The sequence below is a fragment of the Kushneria aurantia DSM 21353 genome, from assembly GCF_000382245.1.
In the GTDB taxonomy this organism is placed as follows: Bacteria; Pseudomonadota; Gammaproteobacteria; order Pseudomonadales; family Halomonadaceae; genus Kushneria; species Kushneria aurantia.
In genome coordinates this window covers 1-17,358 of sequence record NZ_KB907877.1, presented here as the reverse complement: position 1 = coordinate 17,358, position 17,358 = coordinate 1, and the positions used below count along the sequence as shown (strand labels likewise).

General features: G+C 64.8%; 12 protein-coding genes. 3 read left to right on the top strand and 9 right to left on the bottom strand.

Annotated elements, in window-relative coordinates:
• Positions 1–120 precede the first annotated feature (120 nt).
• The 9 genes from H146_RS0111850 to pilM form a co-directional block, all read right to left on the bottom strand.
• Positions 121–1,554 (bottom strand): FAD-dependent oxidoreductase, encoded by a 1,434-nt coding sequence (locus H146_RS0111850; RefSeq protein ID WP_019952090.1) that lies wholly within the window; start codon positions 1,552–1,554, stop codon positions 121–123.
• Positions 1,555–1,717: 163 nt separating this feature from the next.
• Entirely contained in the window at positions 1,718–6,172 is a 4,455-nt protein-coding gene (gene gltB, locus H146_RS0111845; RefSeq protein WP_019952089.1) for a glutamate synthase large subunit, read from the bottom strand.
• Positions 6,173–6,546: 374 nt separating this feature from the next.
• A complete protein-coding gene (aroB, locus tag H146_RS0111835; protein WP_019952087.1) occupies positions 6,547–7,629 on the bottom strand; it encodes a 3-dehydroquinate synthase in 1,083 nt (360 codons plus the stop codon).
• Positions 7,630–7,709: 80 nt separating this feature from the next.
• Positions 7,710–8,258, bottom strand: coding sequence for a shikimate kinase AroK (gene aroK / locus H146_RS0111830; RefSeq protein ID WP_019952086.1), 549 nt, complete (start codon positions 8,256–8,258; stop codon positions 7,710–7,712).
• Positions 8,258–10,426, bottom strand: a complete 2,169-nt coding sequence (locus H146_RS0111825; RefSeq protein WP_019952085.1) for a type IV pilus secretin PilQ — start codon at positions 10,424–10,426, stop codon at positions 8,258–8,260. The genes aroK and H146_RS0111825 overlap by 1 nt, the downstream gene beginning before the upstream one ends.
• A gap of 31 nt (positions 10,427–10,457) precedes the next feature.
• Positions 10,458–11,036 carry a pilus assembly protein PilP gene (locus tag H146_RS19245; RefSeq protein WP_019952084.1) on the bottom strand — a complete coding sequence of 193 codons (579 nt, stop codon included), beginning with the start codon at positions 11,034–11,036 and terminating at the stop codon, positions 10,458–10,460.
• Entirely contained in the window at positions 11,033–11,671 is a 639-nt protein-coding gene (locus tag H146_RS0111815) for a type IV pilus inner membrane component PilO (protein ID WP_019952083.1), read from the bottom strand. Before H146_RS0111815 ends, H146_RS19245 begins: the two co-directional genes overlap by 4 nt.
• Complete coding sequence (locus H146_RS19240) at positions 11,668–12,282, bottom strand: PilN domain-containing protein (protein WP_019952082.1); 615 nt, start codon at positions 12,280–12,282, stop codon at positions 11,668–11,670. Before H146_RS19240 ends, H146_RS0111815 begins: the two co-directional genes overlap by 4 nt.
• On the bottom strand, positions 12,279–13,334 hold the full coding sequence (gene pilM / locus H146_RS0111805) for a type IV pilus assembly protein PilM (protein ID WP_019952081.1): 1,056 nt from the start codon (positions 13,332–13,334) through the stop codon (positions 12,279–12,281). Before pilM ends, H146_RS19240 begins: the two co-directional genes overlap by 4 nt.
• A gap of 316 nt (positions 13,335–13,650) precedes the next feature.
• On the opposite strand from pilM, the gene H146_RS0111800 reads away from it, so the two are divergent.
• From H146_RS0111800 to H146_RS0111790, 3 genes are all read left to right on the top strand, one after another.
• Complete coding sequence (locus H146_RS0111800; RefSeq protein ID WP_019952080.1) at positions 13,651–16,182, top strand: penicillin-binding protein 1A; 2,532 nt, start codon at positions 13,651–13,653, stop codon at positions 16,180–16,182.
• Positions 16,183–16,239: 57 nt separating this feature from the next.
• The gene (locus tag H146_RS0111795; RefSeq protein ID WP_083920854.1) at positions 16,240–17,022 is read left to right on the top strand and encodes a DUF481 domain-containing protein; all 783 of its coding nucleotides are present in this window, start codon (positions 16,240–16,242) and stop codon (positions 17,020–17,022) included.
• Between the two features lie 155 nt (positions 17,023–17,177).
• Positions 17,178–17,358, top strand: a 181-nt coding sequence (locus tag H146_RS0111790) for a transposase (protein WP_245558734.1), incomplete at its 3' end; no start/stop codon positions are given.

The window sequence follows — 17,358 nt, the reverse complement described above, 5'->3', positions numbered from 1 at the left end:
ACCCTTGATCGGCGGCAGTCGTGCAACAAAAACGCCGACCCGTAGGCCGGCGCTCTTGCCTGGAGCGAAAGCGGCAGAGTCCGGGATTTGCAGCCGCTCAGCGTCAGGTCCGACAGGCTGCTAAACCTCCAGGTAGTCGAGAATTCCCTCGGCCGCCTGGCGCCCTTCCCACACCGCGGTGACCACCAGATCGGAGCCGCGCACCATGTCGCCGCCGGCAAATATCTTCTCGTTACCGGTCTGGAAGGCGAAACGCCGCGCCTGTAAGTCGCCCTTTTCGGGCGCCACGACACGACCGCGCGCGTCGATCTCGACCCGATGGTCGCTGTACCAGTCGACCTCGTGGGGCTGAAACCCAAAGGCCACCACCACCGCGTCGCAGTCGATGATCTCTTCGGAATCCGGCACCACCTCGGCGCGCTGGCGACCGTTGTCATCCGGCTCGCCCATGCGGGTGCGCACGAACTTGACCCCTTCGACTTTCTCCTCGCCGATGAGGGCAATCGGCTGGCGGTTGAAGATGAACTCTACGCCCTCCTCGCGCGCGTTTTTCACCTCGCGGCGCGAACCGGGCATATTGGCCTCATCGCGGCGGTAGGCGCAGGTCACCTCGCGGGCCCCCTGGCGCAGGGCGGTGCGGTTGCAGTCCATGGCGGTATCGCCACCGCCCAACACCACCACGCGCTTGCCCTTCAGCGAGACAAAGTCATCGTCGCAGGCGCTATAGCCGAGGTTATGGTTGACGTTGGCCACCAGGTAATCCAGCGCCTTGTGCACGCCTTCGAGCTGTTCGCCGGGGAAGCCGCCCTCCATGTACTTGTAGGTGCCCATCCCCATGAAGACGGCGTCATGGTTGTCGAGCAGCTCCTCGATTTTCACGTCGCGACCAACATTGACGCCGAGGCGAAACTCGACGCCCATCTCTTCGAGCACCTTGCGGCGGCGCTGCATGACGTTCTTTTCGAGCTTGAACTCGGGAATGCCGAAGGTCAGCAGCCCGCCGATCTCCGGATAGCGGTCATAGACCACCGGCCTGACGCCGTTGCGCACCAGCACGTCGGCGCAGGCCAGCCCGGCGGGGCCGGCGCCGATCACCGCCACGCGCTTGTCGGTCCACTCCACGCCCGCCATATCGGGGCGCCAACCCATGGCGAAGGCGGTATCGGTGATGTACTTCTCGATCGAGCCGATGGTCACCGCCCCGAAGCCGTCATTGAGGGTGCAGTCCCCCTCGCAGAGGCGATCCTGCGGACAGACCCGGCCGCACACCTCGGGCAGCGAGTTGGTGCGGTGGGAAAGCTCGGCGGCCTCCAGGATGTTGCCCTCGCTGACCAGCTTGAGCCAGTTGGGGATGTAGTTGTGTACCGGGCACTTCCACTCGCAGTACGGGTTGCCGCAGTGCAGGCAGCGGTGTGCCTGGCTGGCGGCGTCGCGCGGCCGATACTCCTCGTAGATCTCGGCGAACTCCTGCACGCGCAGGTGCGCCTCCTTCTTGTCCGGGTCGCGACGGCCAACGTCGATAAACTGAAAATCGTTGGAGAGCTGTTCTGCCATGATTATCTCCTCCAGAGCACGCTTCGGCCTGGCAATGTGTCGCCCCTCTGCCCAATGCAGATTTCCGCAAGGGCGCCATGAAACCTTTCAGTCCGCCATTCATGGAAGACCCTTGTTTTAATCTGCACAGAGCGCTCGGGACACGCACGTCTTGAATACACGTTTACTCGGCCTGACGCCGTGACTGGGCCAGAAGGCCACCGAGGCTGGCCGCCTTGGGCTTGACCAGCCAGAAATAACGCACGAACTCGGCGAAATCATCGAGGATCTCGGCGCCCCAGGCAGAACCGGTCTCGTTGACGTAGTCCTGCAACACCTCACGCAGATAGCGCCGATAGGCCTCGGTGTACTCGGTGTTGACGCGCTGAATCTCGACCAGCTCGTGGTTGTAGTTATCGACAAAGTCGCGGTCGCGATCGAGCACGAAGGCGAAACCGCCGGTCATGCCGGCGCCGAAGTTGAGCCCGGTGCGCCCCAGCACGGTGACCACCCCGCCGGTCATGTACTCGCAGCAGTGATCGCCGGCCCCCTCGATCACCGCGAAGGCGCCCGAGTTGCGCACCCCGAAGCGCTCGCCGGCGGTCCCGGCGGCGTAGAGCGTGCCGCCGGTGGCGCCGTACAGGCAGGTGTTGCCGATGATCGCCGTGTGCTGGCTCTCGAAGCGGCTGCCCCGCGGCGGCGTGATGATCAGCCGGCCACCGTTCATGCCCTTGCCGACGTAGTCGTTGGCATCGCCCTCGAGGTACATATTGAGCCCGCGGGCGTTCCACACCCCGAAGCTCTGCCCCGCCACGCCGTTCAAGCGCAGCGTGATGGGGGCATCCTCCAGCCCCGCCTCGCCGTAACGTTTGGCAATGGCACCGGAGAGCGTAGCGCCGATCGAGCGGTCGCAATTGGTGGTGGTGAAATGAAACTCACCGCCGCTTTTATGCTCCAGCGCCTCGCGGGTCGCCTCGATGATCTCGCGATTCTTGTTGCCGGCGTCGTGGGGCACGTTGCGCTCCACCTTGCAGAACTGATCGGCATCTTCGGGAACGTAATCGTTGTGCAGAAGCGATACGAACTCGAGCCGGCGCTGCGAGGCGGTCTGGCCCTCGATCTTCTCCAGAAGATCGACCCGGCCGATCAGATCGGTGAGCTGGCGCACCCCCAGCATCGCCATCAGCTCGCGCACCTCCTCGGCGATGAAGCGGAAATAGTTTTTCACCATGTCCACGGTGCCGCGGAAGTGCTCCTCGCGCAGCCCCTTGTGCTGGGTAGCAACGCCGGTGGCGCAGTTGTTGAGATGGCAGATGCGCAGATACTTGCAGCCCAGCGCCACCATCGGCGCGGTGCCGAAACCGAAACTCTCGGCGCCCAGAATGGCCGCCTTGACCACGTCGAGACCGGTTTTCAGGCCGCCGTCGGTCTGCAGCCGAATGCGCCCGCGCATGCCGTTGATGCGCAGCGCCTGGTGCACCTCGGGCAGCCCCAGCTCCCAGGGGGAGCCGGCGTGCTTGATCGAGGTGAGCGGGCTGGCCGCGGTGCCGCCGTCGTAGCCGGAAACGGTAATCAGATCGGCGTAGGCCTTGGCCACCCCGGTGGCGATAGTGCCGATGCCGGGCTCGGAGACCAGTTTGACCGACACCTGACCCTCGGGATTGACCTGCTTGAGATCGAAGATCAGCTGCGCCAGGTCCTCGATGGAGTAGATGTCGTGGTGCGGTGGCGGCGAGATCAGGGTGACGCCGGGCACCGCATAGCGCAGCCGGGCGATCAGTTCGTTGACCTTGCCGCCGGGCAGCTGACCGCCCTCGCCGGGCTTGGCGCCCTGAGCCACCTTGATCTGCATCACCTCGGCGTTGACCAGGTAGGCCGGCGTCACGCCGAAGCGCCCGGAGGCGACCTGCTTGATCTTCGACGAGCGGATGGTGCCGTAGCGCGCCGGGTCCTCGCCGCCCTCACCGGAGTTGGAGCGACCGCCGGTCTCGTTCATCGCCTGGGCCAGCGACTCGTGCGCCTCCGGCGACAGCGCACCCAGCGACATACCGGCGCTGTCAAAGCGCGGCAGCAGATTCTCGACCGGCTCGACCTCTTCAAGCGCCACCGGTTCAGAGCCGGACCTGAGCCCGAGAAGATCGCGAATGGTGGCCACCGGGCGCTCGTTGACCAGCGCCGCGAAGCCCTTCCACTTCTCGTAACTGCCCTCCTGCACCGCCTCCTGGAGTTTCTTCACCACATCCGGGTTGTAGGCGTGATACTCGTGGCCGTGGACATAGCGGTAGATACCGCCCTGGCGGATCGGCTTGCGCTGCTGCCAGGCATCGCGCGCCAGCATCTCCTGCTGTAGCTGCAGCTCGGCAAAACCGGTGCCCTCGATACGCGAGGTCATGCCGCGAAAGCAGAGTTCCATGATCTCGGCGGCCAGCCCTACCGCTTCGAACTGCCGGGAGCCGCGATAGGAGGCGATGTGCGAAATGCCCATCTTGGAGAGAATCTTGAAAAGCCCCTTCTGCAGCCCGCGGCGGTAGTTCTCGCGGCCGTCGGCAGGGTTGCCGCTCAGCTCGCCGCTGCGATACATGTCCGCCATGGTCTGATAGGCCAGCCAGGGATAGACCGCGGTGGCGCCAACGCCGAACAGCACCGCCATCTGGTGGGCGTCACGGGCAAAGCCGGTCTCCACCACGATATTGACCCTGGGACGCAGCGCCAGCGCGCCGAGATGCTGATGCACCGCCCCCACGGCCAGCGCCGGATGGATCGGCAGCTGCCCCTTTTCAATACCGTTGTCGGACAGCACCAGCACCACGCAGCCGCTGCGCGCGTGCGCCTCGGCGTCGCGGCACAGATTCTGCAGCGCCTGCTTGAGCCCCTTCTCTTCACTGCTGTAAAGCATCGGCAGGCGGCAGCTGGCAAAGGCCGGATCGTCGTGCTCGGTGAGCGCGGTAAACTTGCGCGGCGACAGCACCGGCGTGGTCAGAATCAGCCGGTGAGCGTGCTCGGGCGTGGGGTTGAAGACGCTACGCTCGGCGCCCAGGCAGGTCTCCAGCGACATCACGATCGCCTCGCGCAGCGGATCGATGGGCGGATTGGTCACCTGGGCAAACTTCTGACGGAAAAAATCGCTCAGCAGCCGCGGCTGGCGTGACAGCACCGCCATCGGCGTGTCATCGCCCATCGAACCGACCGCTTCCTGGCCGGTATCGGCCAGCGGCCGCAGCACCTGGTCGCGCTCCTCATTGGTGACGAGGAACATCTTCTCCATCGCCAGCAGCTGCTTTTCATCGATCGGCTGGAACACCGCCAGTTCGGTCAGCGCCGACTCCAGATAGTGGGCGTTCTCCTTCAACCAGCGCTTGTAGGGCCAGGCCCGCTTGAGGCGGTCGTCAACGTCGGCGGTGTGCAGCACCTCGCCGGTGTGAGTATCCACCGACAGGATCTGCCCCGGTCCCACGCGCCCCTTGGCCACCACCGACTCGGGGCGGTAGCGCCACACGCCGATCTCGGAGGAGAGGGTGATATAGCCGTTGTCGGTGATCACCCAGCGCGCCGGGCGCAGGCCGTTGCGGTCGAGCATGCAGACGGCGTGGCGGCCGTCGGTCAGCACGATGCCGGCGGGACCGTCCCACGCCTCCATGTGCATCGAATTGAACTCGTAGAAACCGCGCAGCTCGGCGTCCATGGTCTCGACGTTCTGCCACGCCGGCGGCACCATCAGGCGCACCGCGCGATAGAGCTCCATGCCGCCGGTGAGCAGAAGCTCCAGCATGTTGTCCATGCTGGAAGAGTCAGAGCCCTCGGTATTGACCAGCTCGTCGAGCCCCTCGATACCCTTGAGCTGCTCGGTGGCAAAGTTCTCCTTGCGCGAGTTGGCCCAGCTACGGTTGGCCTCGATGGTGTTGATTTCACCATTGTGGGCCAGAAAGCGAAACGGCTGGGCGAGCGGCCAGCGCGGCGCGGTATTGGTCGAAAAACGCTGATGGAAAACGCAGATAGCGGTTTCCATGCGCGTATCGCCGAGGTCGTGATAGAAGGTCGGCAGGTCCGCCGGCATCATCAGCCCCTTGTAGGAGACCACCTTCGACGACAGCGAGCAGACGTAGAACTCCGACTCGCGCTTGAGCTTCTGCTCGGCGTAGCGGCGCGCCATGAATAGATCGACGTTGAAGTCGAGATCGCCCTCGCGGCCCTCGGCCGGGGAGACGAAAAGCTGGCGAATGCGCGGCATGCAGTCGCGCGCCAGCGGGCCGCACACCTCGATATCGACCGGCACATCGCGCCAGCCGTGACAGTGCAGATGGCGCGTGGCGAGCTCTTCCTCGACAACGTTTTTGGCATGAGCTTCGCGCTCATCGTCGTCGGGGAAGAACACGACACCCACGGCGAAGTTGTCGTTAAGCTCGGCATCCAGCGATTCACGCGCGATGGCGCGCATGAAGGCCTGCGGCATGCCCAACAGCAGGCCACAGCCGTCACCGGTCCTGCCGTCGGCGTTGATGCCGCCGCGGTGAGTCATACAGGTCAGGGATTCGATCGCGGTTTCGAGCAGATGATGGCTCGCCTCGCCTTCCATATGAGCGATCAGGCCAAAGCCGCAGTTGTCACGAAACTCGTCGGGCCGATGGAGACCTCTTGTCATGGACACGCCTCTCCATAATCCGCTGAAAACAGCGAAACATCGTTAGGGTCACAGAGTTGAAACTGACTAAAAAGCAGGTTACCTTACCCGGTTATTTTTATTGCATAGGCGCCTTGTGAGCGCGCGAGGCGGGAATAAGAGAGACACCGAGCATATCGACACCGTGGCGCTACCGCAAACGCCACGCCTTACGCAGGGCACAAGAAAGCCCCTTGAAATCGTCGCAGCGCCCCCTCTCCGGTGAAAAAGTAATCTATTATCAAAACGTTATTGTCACGTCATCAGCATGCGCGGTGTCAGCGCGCAATTTAACAGCAGCACACACACCCATGCCGATCGTGCATAACCCATGCCGTTTTTGATCATCAGCCAGATCAGCGCCTGGGCCAACCCTCCAGCAGCTCACGCACCGCCGACTCGCCCACCTCGTCGGTAATGCAGGCCTGCCCCAACGGCTTGAGCAGTATCAGCCGCAGGCGGGCATCGAACACCTTCTTGTCCAGATGCATCAGTGACAGAAAGCGGTCGGCGTTGATCGCCGACGGCATATGACGCGGCAGGCCCGCCGCCTCGACAACGCGTTCGACCCGTTCGAATGAGGCCTCGTCGATCCACCCCAGCCGCTGCGACAGCCCCGCCGCCATCACCATGCCGGCCCCCACCGCCTCGCCGTGCAGCCAGCTGCCGTAACCCATGGCGGTCTCGATGGCGTGGCCGAAGGTGTGCCCCAGGTTGAGGTGAGCACGAATGCCCTGTTCGGTCTCGTCCTCGACCACGATGTCGGCCTTGATCTCGCAGCTGCGCCGGATCGCCTCGCTCAGCGGCCCGGTTTCCAGCCGCCGCAGTGCCGCCATATTGACCTCGAGCCAGTCGAGAAAGGCGATATCGTGGATCAGGCCGTACTTGATCACCTCGGCAAGACCGGCGGAGAGCTCACGAGCAGGCAGTGTCGCCAGCGTGTCGGTATCGACGATCACCGCCCGCGGCTGGTGGAAGGCGCCGATCATGTTCTTGCCGCGTGGATGATTGACGCCGGTCTTGCCGCCCACCGAGGCGTCCACCTGGGCCAGCAGGGTCGTGGGGATCTGAATGAACCCCACGCCGCGCTGGTAGCAGGCCGCGGCAAAGCCGGTCATGTCGCCCACCACCCCGCCACCAAGGGCGATCAGCGTGGCGCGGCGGTTGAAGCCGGCGGCCAGCAGCGCGTCCCAGATCAGCTCGACATGGTCGAGGGTCTTGGCCGCCTCGCCGTCGGGCAGCACTACTTCGGCCAACTCGTAGCCGGCCAGCGTCGCCTTCAAACGTTCGAGATACCAGGCGGCCACCGCGTCGTTGGTCACGATCATCACCTGGCGACCGGCAATATGGGGCGCCAGCAGCGAGGCGTCATCCATCACTCCGGGACCGATATGGATGGGATAGTGGCGCTGGGGAAGGGCTACCTGAAGCGTCTGCATAGCAGTGTCCATGAACAGAGAGGGAAAACGGAGGTACTGCCGACCCCCGACGTGCCGGCGAACGGAAACGCGATCGCGGCTCAGCCGGAGGCCTGCGCCGGTATCTCGATGCCGAAGCGACGGGCCCGGCGGCGTATTTCGGCGGCCACCGAGCGCGGGCCGCGGCGATCGGTGCTGACAATGAAGGTGGCGGTTTCACGGTAGAGCGGATCGCGCACTTCCTGCAGCTCGCGCAGACGCTTTTCGGGATTGTCACACTGCAGCAGGGGCCGGTTACGATCGCGGGCGGTGCGTCTGAGCTGCTGCTCCACGGTGGTCGAAAGATAGACCACGATGCCGCGCTCGTGCAGCAGTCGCCGACTGACCGGATGGGTCACGGCGCCGCCGCCGGTGGCCAGCACGATGCCCGCGCGCTGACTCAGTTCGTCGATCACCTGCGCCTCGCGCAGGCGAAAGCCGGACTCGCCTTCGACATCGAAGATCCAGGGAATATCGCAGCCGCAGCGGTGCTCGATCACATGATCGCTGTCGAAGAAATCGCGCTGCAATTCGGCCGCCAGATAGCGGCCGATGGTACTTTTGCCGGTGCCCATGGGACCGATCAGAAACAGATTGGGTAGAGCCTGCATTAGCGCACCGTGAGTGTATCCTCAAGGATTCTCGGGGTGATGAATACCAGCAATTCTACCTTTTCATTGCTTCGCTCGGTATAGCGAAAGAGTCGACCAATGCCGGGCAGGTCACCCAGTAGCGGTGTTTTCGACAGGTTATTGACCTGCTCGCTGGAGAGAATGCCGCCCAACACCACGGTTTCGCCGTTGTTGACCAGCACCTGGGTCTCGATGCGATTGGTGTCGATCGCCGGCACGCCGTTGTACTGGGTGCTGGAGACGTCGTCGTTCTGGATCACCAGATCCATGATGATGCGATTGTCGGGCGTAATCTGCGGGGTAACCTGCAGCGACAGCAGCGCCTCCTTGAACTCTACCGAGGTGCCGGTCAGGGCGTCGTCGCTGCCCTCCTGGTAGGGAATCTCCTGGCCCTGCTCGATCAGCGCCGGGCGCTGGTTGGCGGTAATCACCCGCGGCTGGGAGATGGTCTGGCTGTCGCCCTCCGACTCCAGCGCGTTGAGGGTCAGGTTGAGCAGCACGTCGCTGGAAAGATAACCGATGCCGAAGGTGGTATTGGCCGCTTCGCCGTCACCGTAATCCACCGCCAGACCGCCGAAGGCGCGCCCCCTGCCACTGGCATTGTCGTTGACGCTACGCGAGCCGGTATCCACCTGATTGGTCGAGGTCGCGCCCCAGCGTACGCCCAGCTCGCTGGCCGCCCGCTCGCGGGCGATGACGATGCGCGCCTCGATCTGCACCTGGCGCACCGGAATATCGAGCTGATCGATGGTGCGGCGGATCGCCTCGATGCGCGCCCGGGTGTCCTGTACCACCAGGGTATTGGTGCGCTCGTCGACCGAGATATGGCCCCGCTCGGAGAGCAGACCAAGGCCGTTTTCGCCGCGCAGCAGGGTCGCCAGGTCGGCGGCACGGGCGTAGCGCATGCGCAGATAGTCGGTGGTCAGCGTCTCGTTGTTGGCAACGCCCTGTTCGGCCTCGGCGCGGCGCTGCGCCATGGCCGCCAGTTCGTCACCGGGTGCCACCATCAATACGTTGCCACTGCGCCGGCTGGCCAGCCCGCTGCTCTGCAGAATCAGCTCCAGCGCCTGGTCCCAGGGCACGTCCTGCAGGTTGAGGGTGACGTTGCCGCCGACCGCGTCGCTGACCACCAGGTTGAGCCCTACCTCCTCGGCCAGAATCGACAGCGCGCCGCGCACATCGATGCGCTGGAAGTTGAGCGACACGCGCTGACCGCCGAAAGGAAACTGCTCGCGCTGCTCGCGCGCCTGATCGGAGCCGGCGGGCGATACCTCGACCGCCACCTGACGGCCGCGCTGGGTGGCGGAGAGCACCGCACCGGGTGCGAAGACGAGCGTCATCAGGGTGTCACTGCCCTGCTGCTCGGGTATGACCCGCGACAGCGGCGTGGCGAAGTCGCTGACGTCCAGAATGCGGCGCCACTGCGGCGGCAGGCGAACATTGGCCAGGCGCAGGGTGGCACGGCCGCTGTCGACATCAAGCTGCGGCGAAATACCGTCACGACCGAGACCGACCAACAGCTCACCGCTGCCATCGCCGGTAATGCGGAAATCGATATCGTTGACCTCCACCAGGCTGCCCGCGCCGCTACTGGCCCCTGAAACCGGCGAGACGCGACTATTCACCGTGGTAGCGCCGGCAGAGCGACTGCGCGCCGATGATCCGTTATCGGCCGACATGGCGCCCGCGGCGCCGGTAGCCACGCTGTCGAAAAAGCCCTCCGCCGCCATGGCGGTGGCGGCCTGTGCACCACCATCAAGCGCCAACCGAATCACCCGGCCGTCGGCATCGATCTGCCACCCCATGGGCCGCGCCAGAGCCAGGGTGACACGCAGACGGTCACCGCTGTCGGCTACGTCGATGGAGGCGATACCGGCGCCCGCCAGCGCTCCCGGGGCAGTCATCAGCTGGCTGTCGGCGGCGGGAAAGTCGAGCACCAGCCGCGGCGGTGCCGTCAGCGCCACCGCCTGCGGCTCGCTGACCGGCGTGTCGAAGGTCAGCTGTACCATGGCGCCACGACTCCCTTCGCTGACCGCGATATCGGTCAGCGAACGTGCCCCGGCCGCCAACGACAGCGCCATCAAAAGCACCGTCAGCAGCAGTATCAGGCCGCAGCGCGCCACTCGCATCGGCTTCGGCAGGCTCATCTCATGTCGCTCCTGTTGTTATGACCGATTGCTATGACCGATTGTTATAACCGATATCGTTGCGGCCGCTGTCACTGCCGGTGCCGCTCATGGTCATCCGGCGCGACACCTCGCTGTAGCCGTCACCCCCGGGCTGCAGCTCGACGATATCGATACCGCTGCGGTCGATAGCCACCACACGTCCGTTGTTCTGCCCCAGGTAGTCACCGCGATAGAGCCTCACCAGCTCGCCCTCCGGGGTACGAATCAGCGCCATGGTGCGGCCGTTAACGGTCAGAGTGCCGGTCAATTGCAGCGCTTCCAGGGCAAAGCGCTCCAGCGGCTCCCTGGTGCGCTGCGGGTCGGGCCGCGGCCCGCTGTCGGCGGGCTCGGCATCGGCCTGCGACAGCGTCGGCGCGGCAGCTATCGCGCCCTGTTCGAAGGGGCTGCGCTCGTCGCCGGCGCGATAGCGCAACGGCTGATACTCGGGACGCTCGGGCAGTGGTTCGATATGGCCTTCCGGGCGGCTGCGCATCTCATCGAGCCGCGCCGTCAGATCACGTTGCCCATCGTCGCCGCAGCCCGCCAGCACCAGCAGCGCTGCAGCGACGACCGGCCCCCTGATGTTCATGCACCCCCCTCGTCGTCGCTGCCGCTTTCAGGCTCGTAGCGATAGGTCTCGGCGGCGATGGTCAGCACCAGGCCGTCGCCATCGGCGGGCACCAGCGTCATGTCGTGCAGCGTCACGATGCGCGGCAGCGCCGCCACCCTGGCCACGAACTCGGCGAGCTGGTGATAGCCGCCGCGCACCTGGATATCGAAGGGCTGAATGACGTAGAAGGGCTGTGGCTGCGGCGTGCCCAGTCGCAGATAGTCGATATCGAGCTGCTGGCGACGCGCCGCTTCGCTGATGTCGTCCAGCAGCGCTGCCATCTCGGTATCGGTGGGCAGCATGTCGACAAGCTCCGCCATGCGCGCTTCGAGGGTCGCCATGCGCTCCTCGAGCAGCGGCAGGTTGGCCGCCTGAAAGGAGCGTGTGGCGTACTGCGACATCAGCTCCTCGACCCGCGCGTCGGCCTGCTCGACCTGATCGGCACGCGGCAGGGCGAAAAACCACAGCGCCCCCACGGCGAAGATCAGGGCGATCAGCGTGCAGACCAGAATGCGCAGCAATAGCGGCCAGCTGCCGCCCTCCTCGAGGGTGATCTCGCCCGGGCGTACACGCCGCAGGCGCTGCCACTCGAGCCGCCAGTCGCCCCCCCTCATGCGCCGCCTCCGGTGCCATCGGCCTCGAGCGGCGCCGCACCCTGCAGGCGGCGCTCCGGTACCTGCAGATTGAAGCGTCGACGCGCGCCCTGCTCGGCGGCCGAGACGTCCATCAGCAGCGGATCACCGAACACCTCGGCAGCGGCCAGCGCGCGCATTTGATCCGACACCCGGCGGTTGGTGGTCGCCGTGCCACTGATATCAAGACGGCCATCGTGACGCTCGACACGGTCGTAGACCACGCCGTCGACGAGGCTGTCGTTGAGAGCCTGAAAAAGCGCCACGACCTGCGGCCGCGAGAACTGCAGCTCGCTGATCAGCCGGATACGCTCCTGCATCTGCTGGCGCTGCTGATCCAGCGTCTGCACCTGAGCGATATCGCGCTCCAGCGCCGCGATCCGCCCCTCGACCAGCGCCACTTCGGCGTTGACGCGCTCGAGCCGCCACTGCTGCCACTGCTGACCGGCAAACCCCACCGCCACGCCCAGCAGCGCGCAGCCCAGCATCCAGCCGTAGAGCTGACGGGTACGCCGCTCGCGGGCCTTTTCACGCCAGGGCAGCAGATTGATCTCGATGCCCACGCTCTGATGCGACAATCCGAGCTCGCTCATGTCGGCGACCTCATCGCCAGACCACAGGCGGTCATCATCGCCGGGGCGTCGCGGCCCAGCGAGTCACGATCGATACGGGTACCGACCTGCATGCTGCTGAAGGGGTTGGCGTGCACCACCTCGAGCCGGCTCTCTTCCCCCAGCCGTTCGGCCAGACCGTCGATCATGCTGGTGCCGCCGGCCAGCACCAGGCGGTCGATGTCATGGGCACCGGCCGTCGTGTGGTAGAGCTGCAGCAGGCGCATGGCCTGCTGCACCAGGGTTTCACGGAACGGCGACAGCACGCGCTGCTCGTATTCGGGCAGGTCGCCGACCTTCTTGGCGCGGCCGGCCTCATCGTAGGTGACGCGATACTGCTGGCGAATCTCGTCGGTGAGCTGGCGCCCGCCCAGCACGTTGTCGCGGGAGTGAACGATGCGGCCGCGATGAATAACGTGGAAGGCGGTCATATTGGCGCCAATGTCGAGCAGCGCCGTGGCGTTATCGCTGTCACGCGCCCACTGCGCGCGCAGGTGGCGACTGACGCGCTCCATGGCGAAGGACTCGACATCCACCGCCGCCGGCTCCAGCCCGACCTGTTCCAGCGCGTCGGTCAACAGCTGCACGTCCTGCAGCCGGCAGGCGACCAGCAGGATATCCTGCTGGTCGCTGTAGCGGGCGTTGACGCCCAGTTTCTGAAAATCGAGCGCCACCTCGTTGAACGGAAAAGGGATATGCTTGTCGGATTCGGCAGCGATACGCTCGGCAATTTCGTCGTCGTCGAAGGCACGCGGCATACTCAGCAGCTTGGTGATGACCGAGCCGGTAGGCACCGCCACGACCGCCCGGCGCGAGCGTGGACGGGCGTGGTCGACGGCGCGCGACAGCGCCATGACCACCTGGCCCATATCGCGAATGCGGCGCTCCACCACGGCGTTGTCGGCCAGCGGCCGAACCGCCCACGATTCGACGCGCATGCGATCGCCATGATGCTCGAGTTCCAGCAGCTTGACGGTCGCGGAAGTGATGTCCACACCGATCAGGCCATTTACGGAGCGTCGCAAGCCGAGCACTGTGGCAATCTCCAGCGATAACAGAACAGAACTGACGTATCGGCCGTGTACATCGGCCGCTTGAATCAGGTCTCTTTATAGCGTGCGAGGCACTTCGGCAAAGCAACAAAAAGCGAACGCCTACCGCGCCTGACCCGGCATTTGCGGCCGTAACATCACGATCGATCGGTACGTTTACGGTTCATCACTGGTCGCCCGGCCCGGGGCTACATATAATGTGCGGCTTCAGGTTCACACGACGCCGATTCAGAGTGTCAGCGCTACCATGCCGGGGACACGAGCACACCGGCCACGCCTTCCAAGCAACAGGTTTTACATGACGTTCATCAAGCGCCTGGTCTTTCATGTTGTCTGCCTGCTGGTCGCCCTGACCGCCGGCGCCCTGCTCTCCGTTGCCGGTGCAGCACTTTATTTCGCCCCCAGCCTGCCGGACGTTCACCAGCTACAGAACTACGAGCTGGAGATGCCGCTGCGCGTCTACAGCGCCGATGGCCGACTGATGGGAGAGTTCGGTACTCAGCGCCGCCAGCTGGTCGAGGGGGATGAAATTCCGCAGGATTTCATCAACGCCCTGCTGGCCGCCGAGGATGCCGGCTTTTATCAGCACCCCGGCGTCGACCCCCGCGCTCTGCTGCGAGCCGCTATCGAACTGGTTTCCAGCGGCCGGATCCGCTCCGGCGGCAGTACCATCACCATGCAGGTGGCGCGTAACTATCTGCTGACCCTGGACCAGACCTTCACCCGCAAGATCCGCGAAATTCTGCTGGCGCTGCAGATGGAGCAGATTCTCTCCAAGCAGCAGATCCTCGAGCTCTACGTCAACAAGATATTTCTCGGTCAGGGCGCCTATGGCGCAGGTGCCGCTGCGGAAACCTACTTCGACAAGCCGCTGGACGAGCTGAGTCTGCCCGAGGTCGCCACTCTGGCCGGGCTGCCCAAGGCCCCCTCCAGCCTCAATCCGATCAGCAACCCGCAGCGTGCGCTGATTCGCCGTAACTGGGTGCTGCTGCGCATGCATCAGCTCGGTTTCATCGATCAGCAGGCCTACGACAGCGCCACCCAGGCACCGATAGAGACCAACCGCCACCGCAGAGACAACGAGCTGCAGGCCCCCTGGGTCGCCGAGATGGCGCGCCAGTATGCCGTCGAGCGCTTCGGCGATGAGGCCTATACCGGCAACTACCGCATCACCACTACCATCGACAGCCGCCTGCAGCAGGAGGCGCAGCAGGCGCTGGTCAACGGCCTGATCGCCTACGATACCCGCCACGGCTGGCGCGGTCCGGAAGAGAGCGATATTCCGCCGAGCCTTTCCGAGGCGCAGGCGCAGACCGACCGTACCGGTCTCGAAGAGGAGCTGTCGGAGTCTCCCGAGGTAGAGTCGACGGCACGCGAAGCGGCCGCCCGCAGCCGGACCACGGTGCCCGGCGTGGAGGGCGACGTCAGCAACTGGCAGCGCACCCTGGACGCCACACCGCAGTTGGGGCCGCTGCAGCCCGCCATCGTGATCGGCACCGACGGGCGCACCATGCAGGTACTGAGCGATAACGACGAAGTGATCACCATCGGGTGGCCGGGCCTCGAATGGGCGGCCCCTTACCGCAGTCCGCGCAGTCGCGGCGCGGCGCCGAGCAGTGCTGCCGATATCGCCAGCCGCGGCGACCTGGTGCGTATCATGCCGCGTCAGAACGGCGACGGCTGGCGCCTGGGACAGGTACCGGACGCTGCCGGCGCGCTGGTGTCGATCGACCCCGACACCGGTGCGGTGAAAGCGCTGCAGGGCGGTTTCAGTTTTGCCGACAGCAAGTTCAACCGCGTCACCCAGGCACGCCGCCAGCCCGGCTCCAATTTCAAGCCCTTCATCTATCTGGCGGCACTCGAAGACGGCATGACCGCCGCCACCATCATCAACGACGCCCCCATCGTACAGGCCGGTATCGGCAATCAGGAAGACTGGCGCCCGGAGAACGCCGAGCGCAGCTTTGGCGGCCCCACCCGCTTGCGGGTGGGCCTCTACCGCTCACTCAACCTGGTCACCATTCGAGCCCTGCAGGCGATAGGGCTGGACGACGCCATCGACTTTCTGGTTCGCATGGGCTTTGCCCGCGACCGGCTGCCGCACGGCCTGTCGCTGGGTCTGGGGACCGCCGAGCTGACCCCGCTGGAGATCGCTCGCGGCTATGCCGAGATCGCCAACGGCGGCTTCAGGGTTCAGCCCTGGTTCATCAGCCGCGTCACCAAAGGTGATGACGACACCAACCTGCTCAACGAGACCAACCCGCCGGCGGCCTGTCGTGACTGCGACCCGATGGCCTCGACCGTCACCATCGACGACCGTACTTATCCGATCGCCGAGCGCGTGGCCTCACCCGATTCGGTCTACATCCTGCGCAGCATGATGCGCGATGTCATCGAGCGCGGCACCGGGCGTGCGGCGCTGTCGATGAACCGCAGCGATATCGCCGGCAAGACCGGCACCACCAACGATCAGCGCGATGCCTGGTTCTCCGGCTTCAATTCGAGCCTTGTAACCAGTGTCTGGGTGGGCAAGGACAGCAATGAGTCGATCGCCGAGTACGGCTCCCAGGCGGCACTGCCGATCTGGATCGACTATATGAGCCAGGCGCTGGAGGGGACCCCCGAAAGCACACCGCCGGCTCCCGCCGATATCGTACAGGCGCGCATCGATCCGGATACCGGCAAGCGCCTACGCGACGACCAGAGCGGCGGCATCAGCGAGATCTTCCGCGCCGACAACCTGCCGCCATATCAGGAACGCTCGGTGCGCCCCGAGCTGGAGTCGCAGAGCGGTTCCGAAGGTACCGGCAGCTATGACGCCATCTTTTAAACCTCGGCTCCTGCCTCGCGCCCCGGCGCGAGGCAGCCATATCCACTCACGATGACAATGCGACCCAGAATCCGAGACAGCCGCCACCACACTGCATCGCGTCTGTGTCTTGCCGTCGCGGCGCTGAGCATTGCATTCCATGCTCATGGCGATGACAACCTCTTCTACGCTCCACCGGCCGGTAGTGACGATGCCGTGCCCTTCTCGGGCGCCATCGAGCTGGGCTACACGGCGCTGTCGGGCAATACCAACACCGAGACGCTGCTGGGCAAGGGGCGCATCACCTGGTTTGACGACGCCTGGACCCATACCACGCGGGCGGAGATCAAGAACGTCAGCGACAGCGACCGCACCACCGCCGAGCAATATCTGGTGGCACAGCGCGAGCGCTACTCACTGAGCGACTCGCCCAACTATCTGTTCGGCTTTGCCCGCTATGAAAAGGAGCGCTTTTCGGGCTACGACAACCAGTTCACCACCATCCTCGGTTACGGGCGGCAGATTTTTGATACCAGCCTGCATGACCTGTCGCTGGAAGGCGGACTGGGCTATCGCTTCGACGACTTCGAGGAGAGCGGCAGCGAACATCTGGAGCTGACCTATCTGGCCTCCGACTACCAAATAGACTTTACCGACACCGCCAGCTTCATTCAGCAGTTCTCCATCGAGGCCGCTCGCCGCAATGTCATCGTGCGCTCCTATACGGCGCTGTCGGTATCGATCAACTCGAGCCTGTCACTGCGCCTCTCCCACGACCTGCGCAGCAATTCCAACCCTCCCCGAAAGGCGGACGTCAACACCGACCGCACCACCACGGGCTCGGTGGTCTACAACTTTTGAGCGGACGGGGCACTGCGCTGAAAGTCACCACCTTTTGATAGTCGCCACCTTCCCTATGCGTCAGCGTAGTTGTCACCCAAGCGGATTGAGAGGTGATCAACGTGCGTTATCCCGCAGAGCGTAAGGAAGCCATCCTCCGGAAGATGGCGCCGCCCATGAGCATGACCATCCCGGAACTGGCCGAGCAGGAAGGCATCACCGCGACAACCCTCTACAATTGGCGGAAACAGGCCAGAGCACGAGGACAGGTTTTGCCATCACGATCCAACCAGCCCGATCAGTGGACCAGCCAGGAGAAGTTCCAGATCGTCCTGGAGACGGCCCCCATGAACGAGG